Origin of the sequence: Nonomuraea roseoviolacea subsp. carminata (genome assembly GCF_024172185.1) — a bacterium.
Lineage (GTDB): Bacteria > Actinomycetota > Actinomycetes > Streptosporangiales > Streptosporangiaceae > Nonomuraea > Nonomuraea roseoviolacea.
This window is the reverse complement of the sequence record NZ_JAMZEC010000001.1, coordinates 4,798,405-4,810,487: the sequence shown is the minus strand read 5'-3', so window position 1 is coordinate 4,810,487 and position 12,083 is coordinate 4,798,405. Positions and strand designations below refer to the sequence as shown.

Annotated in this window: 11 protein-coding genes; 7 read left to right on the top strand and 4 right to left on the bottom strand. The window is 74.8% G+C overall.

The genetic code is table 11. The annotated features are described in order from the left end of the window. Positions 1 to 191 precede the first annotated feature (191 nt). A complete protein-coding gene (locus HD595_RS22455; protein WP_253772069.1) occupies positions 192 to 944 on the top strand; it encodes a hypothetical protein in 753 nt (250 codons plus the stop codon). 30 nt (positions 945 to 974) lie between these two features. Then, complete coding sequence (locus HD595_RS22450) at positions 975 to 2,942, top strand: vWA domain-containing protein (RefSeq protein WP_253772068.1); 1,968 nt, start codon at positions 975 to 977, stop codon at positions 2,940 to 2,942. Between the two features lie 18 nt (positions 2,943 to 2,960). Here the strand turns inward: HD595_RS22450 and HD595_RS22445 are convergent, their stop codons facing one another. Beyond that, entirely contained in the window at positions 2,961 to 3,392 is a 432-nt protein-coding gene (locus tag HD595_RS22445; protein WP_253781274.1) for a DUF6292 family protein, read from the bottom strand. Between the two features lie 131 nt (positions 3,393 to 3,523). On the opposite strand from HD595_RS22445, the gene HD595_RS22440 reads away from it, so the two are divergent. Together HD595_RS22440 and HD595_RS22435 are read left to right on the top strand one after the other, a co-directional pair. Beyond that, positions 3,524 to 3,667 carry a hypothetical protein gene (locus tag HD595_RS22440; protein ID WP_253772067.1) on the top strand — a complete coding sequence of 48 codons (144 nt, stop codon included), beginning with the start codon at positions 3,524 to 3,526 and terminating at the stop codon, positions 3,665 to 3,667. A 10-nt stretch (positions 3,668 to 3,677) separates the two neighbouring features. Beyond that, positions 3,678 to 4,109 (top strand): DUF2269 family protein, encoded by a 432-nt coding sequence (locus tag HD595_RS22435; RefSeq protein ID WP_253772066.1) that lies wholly within the window; start codon positions 3,678 to 3,680, stop codon positions 4,107 to 4,109. 19 nt (positions 4,110 to 4,128) lie between these two features. On the opposite strand, the gene HD595_RS22430 is transcribed toward HD595_RS22435, so the two are convergent. Together HD595_RS22430 and HD595_RS22425 are read right to left on the bottom strand one after the other, a co-directional pair. After that, positions 4,129 to 5,268 carry a cystathionine gamma-synthase gene (locus HD595_RS22430; RefSeq protein WP_253772065.1) on the bottom strand — a complete coding sequence of 380 codons (1,140 nt, stop codon included), beginning with the start codon at positions 5,266 to 5,268 and terminating at the stop codon, positions 4,129 to 4,131. 103 nt (positions 5,269 to 5,371) lie between these two features. Then, positions 5,372 to 5,581, bottom strand: coding sequence for a hypothetical protein (locus HD595_RS22425; RefSeq protein WP_253772063.1), 210 nt, complete (start codon positions 5,579 to 5,581; stop codon positions 5,372 to 5,374). Between the two features lie 140 nt (positions 5,582 to 5,721). On the opposite strand from HD595_RS22425, the gene HD595_RS22420 reads away from it, so the two are divergent. Further along, positions 5,722 to 6,864 carry a sensor histidine kinase gene (locus HD595_RS22420; protein WP_253772061.1) on the top strand — a complete coding sequence of 381 codons (1,143 nt, stop codon included), beginning with the start codon at positions 5,722 to 5,724 and terminating at the stop codon, positions 6,862 to 6,864. 166 nt (positions 6,865 to 7,030) lie between these two features. Here HD595_RS22420 and HD595_RS22415 read toward each other — a convergent pair whose 3' ends face one another. Beyond that, the gene (locus HD595_RS22415; protein ID WP_253772060.1) at positions 7,031 to 10,366 is read right to left on the bottom strand and encodes an AfsR/SARP family transcriptional regulator; all 3,336 of its coding nucleotides are present in this window, start codon (positions 10,364 to 10,366) and stop codon (positions 7,031 to 7,033) included. A gap of 67 nt (positions 10,367 to 10,433) precedes the next feature. Here HD595_RS22415 and HD595_RS22410 point away from each other — a divergent pair, with 67 nt between their 5' ends. Together HD595_RS22410 and HD595_RS22405 are read left to right on the top strand one after the other, a co-directional pair. Beyond that, a complete protein-coding gene (locus HD595_RS22410) occupies positions 10,434 to 11,297 on the top strand; it encodes an NAD(P)-dependent oxidoreductase (protein WP_253772058.1) in 864 nt (287 codons plus the stop codon). Positions 11,298 to 11,336: 39 nt separating this feature from the next. Beyond that, the gene (locus HD595_RS22405) at positions 11,337 to 12,071 is read left to right on the top strand and encodes a dienelactone hydrolase family protein (RefSeq protein ID WP_253772056.1); all 735 of its coding nucleotides are present in this window, start codon (positions 11,337 to 11,339) and stop codon (positions 12,069 to 12,071) included. Positions 12,072 to 12,083: the final 12 nt, after the last annotated feature.

Sequence of the window (12,083 nt, the reverse complement as noted above, 5' to 3'; positions counted from 1 at the left end):
CCCCGCCCGCAGTCGCCGCCACGATCGGCAACCTACACAGCAGGGCCGACACTGACCCCCGCTGTGCAAAGTCCGGTTCCTCTCCGACCGAAGTGAAGGCCGGAGCATCCTCCAAGGAACATCGGTGAACAACCGGGGCCTCTCCCGCGTCAGAGTGGATGATCCAGCACTCTGACCGGGGGGACCGTCCCATGCGCCTGCTCGCCCACGCCACAGCTCTCGCCCTGTGCGCCCTGCTCTGCGCGCCCGCGACCGCGGCCTCCGCCACCACTCGCGCACAGGTCTCGACGGCGGTCGTGTACGGCTACGCCTGGGCCGACGGCGCGGGCGCGTTGCGTCTCACGCCCCGCGCCGCCACCTACCGCAGGCCGCTGCACCGCTTCACGGCTCTCGCCGGCGCCCGGCCGCTGCGGCTGTCCTACACCGGGGCCGCCTACCGCCGCGTCACCGTGGCCTGCGACCTCAAGGAGACCGAGGGCGAGGTCGCGATCGACGGCAAGGGCCGCGGCACCACCCGGTGCACCACCGACGACCTGGCCGACAGCCTGAAGCGCGGCCCGGTTCCGGTCCGCGTCGAGCACCGCGACGGGCGGGCGGTGACGGTCACCGAGGTCCTCGCCCAGCCGTCGCCGTCCCGGGTCGAACGGGGCACGCTGCGCTGGGCCGGGGACTCGGCCGTGCTGTTCACCCGCGCCGGCCGTACCGTGCGGCTCGGCCACACCGGGGCCGTGTCGTTCAGCCGCGTGACGCGCGGGTGCGGCGACAAGTGGCTCGCCGGCTCGCCCGTCAACGCCGGCCGCGACGGCCTCGGCCGCAAGCCCTGCACGGCGGCCGACCTGGCCAGGGCGCTCAAGGGCGCCGGGCACGCGGTGGCGGTCCAGGTCGACTACGTGCCCGTCACCGAGGAGGTCCAGCAGGTCTGGGAGGTCTACGGGGACGCGTGAGCGGGCTCGTGGGGTTAGCGTGGGTCCGTGATGGCCTACCGCTATGGCGAGTACCACGACGGCCCCGACCCCCTGGCCCCGCCGTACGACGTGCGGGCGGCGCTGGACGAGATGGGCGACGCCATCCTGTCCGGCTCCACCCCCGTCCACGCCCTGCGTGACCTGCTCAAGCGCGGCCTGCCCGGCGCGCACGACCGCAAGGGCCTCGACGACATGCTGCGCGAGGTGCGCCGCCGCCGCCGCGAGCTGCGCGAGAGCGGCCGCCTCGACGGCACCCTCGAACAGGCCCGCGCCCTGCTCGACAAGGCCATCGGCCAGGAGCGGGCCGAGCTGTTCCCCGACCCGTCCGACGACGCGCGGCTGCGCGAGAGCGAGCTGGACGCGCTGCCCGACGACACGGCGAGCGCCATCCAGGAGCTGAGCTCGTACGAGTGGCGCTCGGCCGCCGCCCGGCGGACGTTCGAGGAGCTGCGCGACCTGCTGCGGCGCGAGGTGCTCGACAGCCAGTTCCGGGGGCTGCGCGACGCGCTGGCCGACCCCGACCCGGCGGCCATGGAGCGGGTCCGGCAGATGATGGCCGACCTCAACGACATGCTCGACAAGGACGCCAGGGGCGAGCACACGCAGGCCGACTTCGACGCGTTCATGGACACGTACGGCGACCTGTTCCCGGAGCGTCCGCGCGACCTGGAGGAGCTCGTCGACATCCTGGCCCGCCGCGCCGCCGCCACGCAGCGCATGCTGGCCTCGATGACGCCCGCCCAGCGCGAGGAGCTCAACAACCTCATCAACCAGACGCTCGACCAGGCGGGGCTGTCCGACCAGATGCGCCGGCTCGGCGAGTCGCTCTACGCCCGCCGCCCCGATCTGGCCTGGAACACCCCCGAACGGCTCAGCGGCGAGGAGCCGCTGGGCATGGGCGACGCCGTCTCGGCGCTGGAGGAGCTGGCCGACCTGACCCGGCTGGAGTCGGCGCTGCGGCAGGACTACCCGGGGGCCCGGCTCGACGACATCGACGAGGCCGCGGTCCGGCGGGCCCTCGGCCGTTCGGCGGTGGACGACCTGGAGGCGCTGCGCCGGATCGAGCGCGAGCTGGAGGAGCAGGGCTACCTGCTGCGCCGCAGGGGCAAGCTGGAGCTCACCCCCAAGGCGGTGCGGCGGCTCGGCGAGACCGCGCTGCGCCGGGTGTTCTCCTCGCTGGACGCGGGCCGGCGCGGCGACCACGACCAGCGCGACGCGGGCGCGGCGGGCGAGCTGACCGGCTCGTCACGACCGTGGCGCTTCGGCGACGAGCAACCCATCGACGTGGTGCGCACGCTCGTCAACGGCGTCCGCAACGGCGGCCTGCGCCGGGCCGAGGGGGCCGGCGGCTCCGCGGTACGGCTGTCGGTGGACGACTTCGAGGTGGCCGAGACCGAGCGGCGCAGCGCCGCGGCCGTCTGCCTGCTGGTCGACCTGTCGTACTCGATGGCGCTGCGCGGCACGTGGGCGGCGGCCAAGCAGACCGCGCTGGCCCTGCAGGCGCTGGTGGCCTCGAAGTTCCCGCAGGACGCCGTGCAGATCATCGGCTTCTCCAACTACGCGCGCGTGCTGCAGCCGGACGAGCTGGCGGGCCTCGACTGGGACATGGTCCAGGGCACCAACCTGCACCACGCGCTGCTCATCGCGGGCCGTCACCTCGACCGGCACCCCGACTTCGAGCCGGTGGTGCTGGTGGTCACGGACGGCGAGCCGACGGCGCACCTGATGCGCAACGGGCACTCGGCGTTCGAGTGGCCGCCCTCGGCCGAGACGCTGGAGCTGACGCTGGCCGAGGTCGACAAGATGACCAGGCGGCGGGCGACGCTCAACGTCTTCATGCTGGCGGCCGACGAGCGGCTGAAGGAGTTCGTGGACGAGGTGGCCCGCAGGAACGGCGGCCGGGTCTTCTCGCCCAGCGCCGAGCGGCTCGGCGAGTACGTGGTCAGCGACTTCCTGCGGCTGCGCCGGGCCCGCTGAGAGCCGACGGAGGAGCTCTCAGGCGTCGATGAGCCGGGTGTAGAAGTCGAGGGCGACGTCGAAACCGTCGCGGCAGTTGCGGTGGGAGCGGTAGCAGGGGCGCCAGGCGGTGCTGGAGCCCACGCCCTCGCGGGCGTCGGTGAGCGCCGCCGGCACCCGCTCCGGCCGGGGCAGCAGCCCGCCGCCCAGGTAGCGGACGCCCGTCAGCTCGGTGTGCCGGCCGGAGCCGCCGCCGACGTAGCGGCCGAGCCGCCAGCCGCTCTCCTCGTCCCACACCAGGGCGGTGCCGTCGGCGAGCCGGACGGTGACGGCGCGGGGGTCGCACGGACCCTCCCACCAGTCGGACACCTCCGCGCCGAGCTGTTCGACGACGAGGCTCGCGTAGCACGCCGGCTGCTTCAGCCACTCATCGGTGTACGGCTCGACATGCCTGATGGCCAAGGAAGACACCCCCATGTGTCCAAAGGGTGAGAAAAGTGGGACGGTCCCCAACCATACCCGGGCCGAACTTATTCCGTTGCCACACCGTCTAGTCATTACGGACGATATTTACGTCCGCGACGGGGAAGGAGGGGAGCCTCATGTTCGCCATGATTGTATTGATCGTTTTCATGGTGGTGGCCGTGGTCGCCACCGAACTCGTCACGCGCTGCTCCCCGGACGGCAAAGACTGCGTCGAGACGCCGCTGGGTGTCGAGCCCACGGTCGAGATCGCCGGGGACTAGTCTCAGCGACATGTCGTCCCTGCTTCTCTGGCTGCACATCGGCTTCGCGATCTTCACCGTGGGCCCGCTCACCGCGGTCACCATGGCCGCGCCCCGCGCCATCCGGGCCAAGAACGTGCCCGTCCTGCAGAACATCCAGCGCACGACCCGCATCTACGGTGTCGCGTCGCTGGGTGTCCTGGTGTTCGGGATCGCGCTCGGCGCGGCCCTGGGCGGCGCGATCCTCGGCAAGTGGTACATGACGGCGTCGATGACGCTGTTCATCGTGGCCGTCGTGCTCATCGTGCTCATCGACCGCGACCTGCGCGCCGCCGTACGGGTGCTCGCCAGCCCCGACGCGCAGGACGACGCGAAGGTTCAGAACGGCCGGATCGCCGCCATCAGCGGGCTGCTGGCGGTGATCTGGCTCGTCATCCTCTTCCTGATGGTGGTGCCCAGGTAGGCGTGGCCGGGCGCGCGGCTCAGCCCAGCGCCCGGGTCAGGTCGGCCAGCAGGTCGTCGATCGTCTCGATGCCGACCGACAGCCGCACCAGGTCGGCGGGCACCTCCAGCGGCGAACCGGCCGCGGAGGCGTGCGTCATGCGGCCCGGGTGCTCGATCAGCGACTCGACGCCGCCCAGCGACTCGCCCAGCGTGAACAGCTCGGCCCGGTTGCACACCTCGACGGCCGCCTCCTCGCCGCCCTCGACGCGGAAGGACACCATGCCGCCGAACCGCTTCATCTGCTTGGCCGCCGCCTCGTGCCCCGGGTGCTCCTCCAGCCCCGGGTAGAGCACCTGGGTGACCTTCGGGTGGGCGAGCAGCAGGTCGACGACGCGCTCGGCGTTGTCGCAGTGGCGGTCCATGCGCACGCCCAGCGTCTTCAGCCCGCGCAGCGTGAGCCAGGAGTCGAACGGCCCGGCGACCGCGCCCATGGCGTTCTGGTGGTAGGCCAGCTCGTCGCCGAGCCCGCGGTCGGCCGCGATCAGGGCGCCGCCGACCACGTCGGAGTGGCCGCCGACGTACTTGGTGGTGGAGTGGACGACCACGTCGGCGCCCAGCGCCAGCGGCTGCTGGAGGTACGGCGAGGCGAAGGTGTTGTCCACGACCAGCAGCGAGCCGTTGTCGTGGGCGAGCTGGGCCAGGGCCTCGATGTCGGCGATGCCCAGCAGCGGGTTGGTCGGCGTCTCCACCCACACGATGCGGGTCTTCTGCGTCATCGCCGCGGCCACGGCGTCGAGGTCGCCGAGCGGCACCGGGTCGAAGTGCAGGTCCCAGCGGGAGTTGACCTTGGCGAACAGCCGGTAGGTGCCGCCGTAGGCGTCGTTGGGGATGATGACGTGGTCCTGGGGCTTGCACACCGTGCGCAGCAGGGTGTCCTCGGCCGCCAGGCCCGAGGCGAAGGCCAGCCCGCGCGCCCCGCCCTCGACCGCCGCCAGCGCCTCCTCCAGCGCCGTGCGCGTGGGGTTGGCCGAGCGGCTGTACTCGTATCCGGAACGCAGGCCGCCGACGCCGTCCTGCTTGTACGTGGACGTGGCGTAGATGGGCGGCACGACCGCGCCGGTCAGCGGGTCGGGCTCCTGACCTGCGTGGATCGCCAGGGTTTCGAAACCGTTCGTCATAGGCCCCACGGTAACGGACACGCGGCGTCAGGCGGCGGCGGGCTCGGCGCCGCCCGTCCCGGCCGGCACGTCAGGCGGCGGCGGGCCCGTCCCGGCCGACAGGTCAGGCGGCGGCGGGCTCGTGCCGGTCGTCGCGCTCCTGCTTGGCCAGCCGAAGCACCCGGGCCCCCTCGCGCGGCATCTCGATGTGGCGGCCGCTGCCGCCCTCCGCGTGCTCCCCGTTGATCCGCGAAAGCAGCACCGGGTCGGCCAGCGCGAGCAGCAGCGCGACACCCAGCCCGACACCCAGCAGCGTGAATCCGATGACCACCATGGCCTCGTCCCCCTTTCGGACTCCTCCAGCATCCGCCGCCGGCCCCCGCCGCCGCCTCCGCTGAAGGGCCGGTCCTGGCCCTCGGCGCTCGGCCGAACGGCCGATACGGGCACTCCGACTTCCGGCCTAGGCTCCAAGGCGTGGCGGACGGCAAGCGCATCGTGTACTGGATCAGACGACTGAGCGAGATCGCCGTGCTCGGCTGGCTGGGCATGATGCTGCTGCTGGACGTGGCCATCGCGGCCAAGAACGGCGGGTCGCAGTGGCTCGTGCCCGTCACGGGCGCCGCCGGCGCGGTGGCGGTGGCGCTGCGCCGCCGGTGGCGGCTGGAGGGGTTCGCGGCGGTGGCCGGCATGTCGGTGGCCGTCACGCTGGTCTTCGCGGTGACCTCCACGGCCGGCGTGCCCGGGTCGGCGGAGACCGGCGCGCTGCTCGTCCTCACCATCGGCGTGCTGCGCCACGCGGAGCCGATCCGGCGGGCGGCGGTGCTGTGCGTGGTCACGCTGGTCGTGCTCATGGCCGAGGGCGGCTGGCGCCTGTCCGACGGCACCGGGCTGGCGTTCTCGTTCCTGCTGTTCGCCGGCTGGTCGACGGCCGCCGGCATCGGCGGCTACCTGCGTTTCCAGCAGGAACGCCGCAACGAGGCCGTCCACGCCGTACGCCGGTCCGAGCGCCTGGAGCTGGCCAGGGAGCTGCACGACCTCGTCGCCCACCACATCACCGGCATCGTGGTCCAGGCCCAGGCGGCCCGTACGGTCGCGGAGGTCAAGCCGGAGGCCGTGGTGCCCGCCCTCGACGCCATCGCCGGGGCCGGCGGCGACGCGCTGAGCGCCATGCGGCGCCTGGTCACGGTGCTGCGGGCGGAGGACGAGGCGGCCCGCACCCCCGGCACGTCGCTGGTCGACCTGCGCGAGCTGACCGAGCGGTTCTCCGCGAACGGGCCGCGGGTGGCGTTCGAGATCGGGCAGGGCATCGACGACGGCACATTGCCGCCCGAGGTGATGACCACGCTGCACCGGGTGCTGCGCGAGGCGCTGACCAACATCCGCAAGCACGCGCCGGGGGCGTCGTGGATCCAGGCGGGGCTGCGGCTGGCCGGCCGGGTCGCGGTGCTGCGGGTCAGCAACTTCGGGTCGGCGTCGGATCCGCGGCTCTCGCGGCTCGGCGGCGGGTTCGGCCTGGTCGGGATGGCGGAGCGGGTGGAGGCGCTCGGCGGCAGGCTGTACGCGGGGCCGACCCCCGAGGGCGCCTGGGAAGTGGTGGCCGAGTTCCCTCTCCCCTGAGGCGCGCTCTCCCTTCCCCGGGCCCGGTCTTCTCTCCCCTGAGGCCCGCTCTCCCTCCCCCGGGCCCGGTCTTCTCTCCCCTGAGGCCCGCTCTCCCTCCCCCGGGCCGGGTCTTCTCTCCCCTGAGGCGCGCTCTCCCTTCCCCGGGCCGGGTCCCTTCCCGCCCTTAGGCGCGCCGTCCCGAGGTGTAGGCGTCCTGCCATGCGGACTCTCCGAGGGCTTCGCTTACCCGGGTGGTGACCCGGTCCACGTCGAGCCGCTCGGCGGCGGGCAGCGGCGCCCCCGTCTCCTCCCGCGCGGCCGCCGCCGCGCCCAGCAGGCGGGCCGCCTCGGCCTGGTCCCCCGCGAGGGACACCGCGCCCGCGAGCCCCTCCAGGGCCAGGGCGATGGCACGCGGGTCGCCGCTGGCCCGGGCCGCCTCGTACCCGGCCCGCTGCCGGGCCAGCGCCGTCGCGGCGTCACCGCGCTGCTCGGCGGCGAAGCCCAGCTCCGCCATGACGAACGCGATGCCGGGCGTCCCCCGCACCTCCCGCAGCCAGCCGAGCCACGGGGTGAGCAGCGCCTCCGCCTCCGCGTACCGGCCCTGCCGCCGGGCGCTCACGGCCAGGCCGAGCACGGCGTGCTCCTCGGCGGACTTGTACGACTGCGCCACGGCCAGCCGCCGGGCCCGCTCGTGCCGCTCGTCGGCGGCGGCGTAGTCGCCGGCCAGCAGCGCGATGCGGCCCAGCGCCGACAGCTTGAACGGCACCTCGAAGCCGAGCCGCTCGGCCAGGCGCAGCCCCTCCTCGCGCAGCCGGGCCGCCTCCGCGTGGTCGCCGCGCGCCTCGGCGAGCCGGTCGAGGGCGTCCATGGCCTCCATCCGGCCCCAGTCGTCGCCCAGCTCGGTGAAGATCGCGAGGCCGCGCTCGGCGTCGCGCCGCATCGCGTTCAGGTCGCCCCGGACGAGGGCCAGCCTGGCGCGCAGGGACAGCGTGGCGGCGACGCCCCACCGGTCGCCCGTCTCCTCGAACACGGCCAGCGCCCGGTCAGCGGCGGCCCGGTGCTCCTCCTGGTCGCCGTACGCCCACTGGACGTGGCTGAGGAACCACGAGGCGAGGGCGTCGGCGTGCGCGTCGAGACCGGCGCACAGGACCGGGGGCGGGGTCTCGCCGCTGAGCAGCGTCATCCCGGCCAGCCACACGGACGCCACGGCCACCTCCGCGCGGACGGGACCGGCGGGCGAGCGGATGGGGTCGGCGGGCACGTGAACGGGACCGGCGGGCGCGTGGGCAGAGGCGGCGGGCGCGTGGACAGGGCCGGGGTCGGCGGGCGCGGGGGCGGGGCCGGGGTCGGCGGGCGCGTGCGCGGGGGCGGTCGGCGCGCCGGCGCGGGCCAGGGCCGTGGTCAGGGAGCGGCGGGCCTCACCCAGCCGGCCGCGCAGGTACCAGTACCAGGCCAGCGCGTTGACCAGCCGCAACGGCTCGGGCCCGGCCAGCGCGAGCCGTAGGTTGGCGGTTTCGAGGTCGAGCCGTTCCAGCCACTCGACCTGCCGCGGCCCGCGCAGTTCCGCCCGTACGGCCAGCTCCGTGTAGTAGCGGGCGTGCCGTTCCCTGACCGCGTCCAGCTCGCCCGCCTCGGCGAGCCGCTCGGCGCAGTAGGCGGACACCGACTCCAGCAGCCGGTAGCGCGGCCCCGGCGTGACCACGACCAGCGACCGGTCCACGAGCCGGGCCACGGCGTCGAGCACGTCCACGCCGGGCTCGGCGCAGACCTCCTCGGCGGCCTCCAGCGTGCAGCCGTCGGCGTGGACCGCCAGCCGCCGCAGGACCACCCGCTCCGGCCCGGTGAGCAGCTCCCAGCTCCAGTCGATCGCGGCCCGCAGCGTCCGCTGCCGGGCGGGCGCGTCGCGCATCCCGGCGCTGAGCAGCCTGAACCGGTCGTCGAGCCGCTCGGCCACCCCCCGCACGCCCAGGGCGCGCACCCGCGTCGCCGCCAGTTCCAGGGCGAGGGGGATGCCGTCCAGGCGGCGGCAGATGGTGGCGACGGCGTCGTCCGGCTCGACACCGGCGCGGACCGCGAACAGCCGCACGGCCTCGGGCTCCGGCAGCGGCGCCACCGGCAGCAGCCGCTCCCCCGTCACGCCCAGCGGCTCCTGGCTGGTGGCGAGGACGCGCAGCGCGGGCGCCGCCCGCAGCAGCAGCGCCACCAGGCCGGCCGCGTCGGCCACGACGTGCTCGCAGTTGTCGAGCACGAGCAGGGTCCGCTTGCCGGCCAGGGCCCGCGCCAGGCGGGGGGCCAGCGGGCCGGCGCCGTCGTCGCGCACGCCCAGGACGGCGGCCACCGCCTCGGCCGCGTCCCCGGCCCCCGCCAGCTCGACCAGCCACACCCCGTCGGGGAACTCCCCCGGTCCGGTACGCGCGCGGGCCGCTTCGAGGGCGAGGCGGGTCTTGCCCACGCCGCCCGGACCGGTCAGCGTCACCAGGCGGCTCGCGGCCAGCAGGGCGCGGACGGCGGCCAGTTCGCCGTCCCGGCCGACGAGGTCGCCGAGAGCGGCGGGCAGGTTCGTGCCGGACGGATGCGGGGTGCCAGGGCCGCCGGAGATGGTCGGCCGGTCCGGGTCGTCTGACCACCCCGACGGAGCGAGCCCGGGCGGGGCGGCCCTCCCAGGAGCCGTGGGCGCGCCAGGAGTGGGCGCCCCCGGAGTGGGCGCCCCCGGAGTGGGGGCGCCGAGGACGGGCGTGGCTGGGACGGGCGTGGCGAGAAACAACGTGGTGGGTCCCGTGACGGCCGGTCCGGACAGGGCCGGGTCGTGGCGCAGGATGGCCTCGTGCAGCGCCCTGAGCTCCGGTGACGGGTCCAGCCCCAGCTCCTCGGCCAGGAGGTCGCGCAGCTCGCCGTAGCTCGCCAGGGCCTCGCTCTGCCGTCCACGCCGGTAGAGCGCGAGGATGTGCAGCGCGCGCAGCCGTTCGCGCAGGGGGTGGAGGGCCACGAGACCCGCCAGGTCGGCGTCCTCGCCGAGCGCCAGCCGCGTCTCCGCCCGCTCTTCGAGGGCCGCGAGCCGGGCCTCCTCCAGGCGGGCGACCTCCGGCCGGGCGAAGCCGGCGTCGGCGAACTCCGCGTACGCGGGCCCGCGCCACAGCGCCAACGCCTCGTCCAGCCGTTCCAGCCGCTCCCTCGGCGGCACGTCCCCGGTACGCCCGCGGCCGTCGCGGCCGGCGAGGGCGAGGAAGCGGGAGGCGTCCGTGTCCGCCGGCGCCAGCCGGTAGCCCGCCGGCCCGTACGTGATCAGCCCCGGGACGCCGAGCGCCCGCCGGAGCTGCGAGACCCGCGCCTGGAGCGTGCCCGCCGGGTTGCGCGGCAGCCGCTCGCCCCACAGGTCGTCGATGAGCCGGTCGGCCGGCACCGGGCCGCCTCCGTGCGCCAGCAGGTCGGCCAGCAGGGCACGCACCTTCGGCTCGGCCACCGGGACCGGGCCGCCGTCGTCCGCCCACACCGCGAGCGGGCCCAGCACACCGAAACGCACCACGATGAGTGCCAACCCGTAGCGGGCCCGAAGGAATTCCGTGGCGCCCGGACGCAGGCTGGGCCGCATGACTGATGTGACGGTGATCGGCCTCGGGCCGATGGGCGCGACGATGGCGGCGACCTTCCTCGCCGCCGGCCACGACGTGACGGTGTGGAACCGCACGGCGAGCAAGGCCGAGCCGCTGGTGGCCAAGGGCGCCAGGCTCGCCGCCTCCCCCGGCGACTCGGGCGAGCTGCTGGTGATCAGCCAGCTCGACTACCAGGCGATGTACGACAGCTTCGGCGACCTGCGGCTGGACGGGAAGGTGCTGGTGAACCTCAGCTCCGGCACCCCGGAGGAGCTGCGGGCGGCGGCCCGGTGGGTGGCGGAGCGCGGCGGCACGCTGGTGACGGCCGGGATCATGGTGCCGCCCCCCGGCATCGGGCAGCCCGGCGCGTACGCCTTCTACAGCGGTCCCCAGGACGCCGTGGACCGGCACGCCGACACCCTGCGGGCCCTGGGCGACGTCCACTACATGGGCGCCGACGAGGGCCTGGCGATGATGTTCTACCAGGCGCAGCTCCTGGTCTTCTGGTCGAGCCTGACCAGCTACCTGCACGCGCTCGCGCTGCTCGGCTCGGCCGGGGTGGAGCCCGCGGTGTTCCTGCCGTACGCCCGGGAGATGTTCACCCTGCTGGGCGGCGACGGCCCGATGGGGTTCGCGAAGATCCTGGCCGAGGAGGTCGCGGCCGGGACGTACCCGGGCGAGCTCAACAGCCTCACCATGCAGGCCGTCGGCATCGGCCACGTCGTCCACGCGCTGCGTGACGCGGGGGTGGAGACCACGGTGCCCGGCGCGCTGAAGGCGCTGTTCGAACGCGCCGCCTTCACCGAGGGGCGCGGCGGCGAGGGCCTGGGCACGGTGTTCGAGTCGATCAGGAAGCCGTAGCGACGCCCGGGGGCGGGTGGCCTGTTACGTTACGTCCCGATGAGACAACAGGTGCACATCCCCTTGCCGGACGGCGGCTCTCTGGCCGCGACCATGGCCCTGCCGGAAGGGGAGGCGCCCCCGGGAGGCTGGCCGGGGGCGGTGGTCGTCCATGAGATCTACGGCGTCGAACCCGACATGCTCGACGTCGTGGACCTGTTCGCCGCGCACGGGTACGCGGCGGTCCTGCCCGACCTGTACAGCCACGGCAGCAGGGTCGGCTGCCTGGCCCGGGTCATGCACCAGCTCTCGACCGGCCGGCCCGGGCAGCCGAACGCCGACATCGACACGACCCGGCGCTGGCTGGCCGGCCGCGAGGACGTCGACGGCGACCGGCTCGGCGTGATCGGGTTCTGCATGGGCGGCGGGTTCGCCCTCGCGTACGCGGCGGGCGCGCCGCCCGGGGTGCGGGCCGCCTCGGTGAACTACGGCATGGTCCCCCGCGACCCTGAGGAGCTGCGGCCGGTGTGCCCGGTCGTGGGCTCCTACGGCGGTCGCGACCGGGGGTTCCGCTCGCACGGCGCCCGCCTGCGCGGGCACATGCGGGCGCTCGGCATCGAGCACGACGTCGAGATCTATCCGGCCGCCGGGCATTCGTTCATGACCGACGGCCGCCATCCGGTCGCGCGGCTCGCGTTGTTCCCCCTGAGCCACGGCCACGTGGCCGCGGCGGCGGACGACGCGTGGCGGCGCACGTTCGCCTTCTTCGACGAACACGTCGCCGGCCACGCGTAGCACCGCCGGTGA

Excerpts from the sequence above, each read along its gene's own strand:
- HD595_RS22455 (WP_253772069.1), top strand. The coding sequence starts at position 192 with ATGCGCCTGCTCGCCCACGCCACAGCTCTCGCCCTGTGCGCCCTGCTC.
- HD595_RS22450 (WP_253772068.1), top strand. The coding sequence starts at position 975 with ATGGCCTACCGCTATGGCGAGTACCACGACGGCCCCGACCCCCTGGCC.
- HD595_RS22440 (WP_253772067.1), top strand. The coding sequence starts at position 3,524 with ATGTTCGCCATGATTGTATTGATCGTTTTCATGGTGGTGGCCGTGGTC.
- HD595_RS22435 (WP_253772066.1), top strand. The coding sequence starts at position 3,678 with ATGTCGTCCCTGCTTCTCTGGCTGCACATCGGCTTCGCGATCTTCACC.
- HD595_RS22430 (WP_253772065.1), bottom strand. The coding sequence starts at position 5,268 with ATGACGAACGGTTTCGAAACCCTGGCGATCCACGCAGGTCAGGAGCCC.
- HD595_RS22425 (WP_253772063.1), bottom strand. The coding sequence starts at position 5,581 with ATGGTGGTCATCGGATTCACGCTGCTGGGTGTCGGGCTGGGTGTCGCG.
- HD595_RS22410 (WP_253772058.1), top strand. The coding sequence starts at position 10,434 with ATGACTGATGTGACGGTGATCGGCCTCGGGCCGATGGGCGCGACGATG.
- HD595_RS22405 (WP_253772056.1), top strand. The coding sequence starts at position 11,337 with ATGAGACAACAGGTGCACATCCCCTTGCCGGACGGCGGCTCTCTGGCC.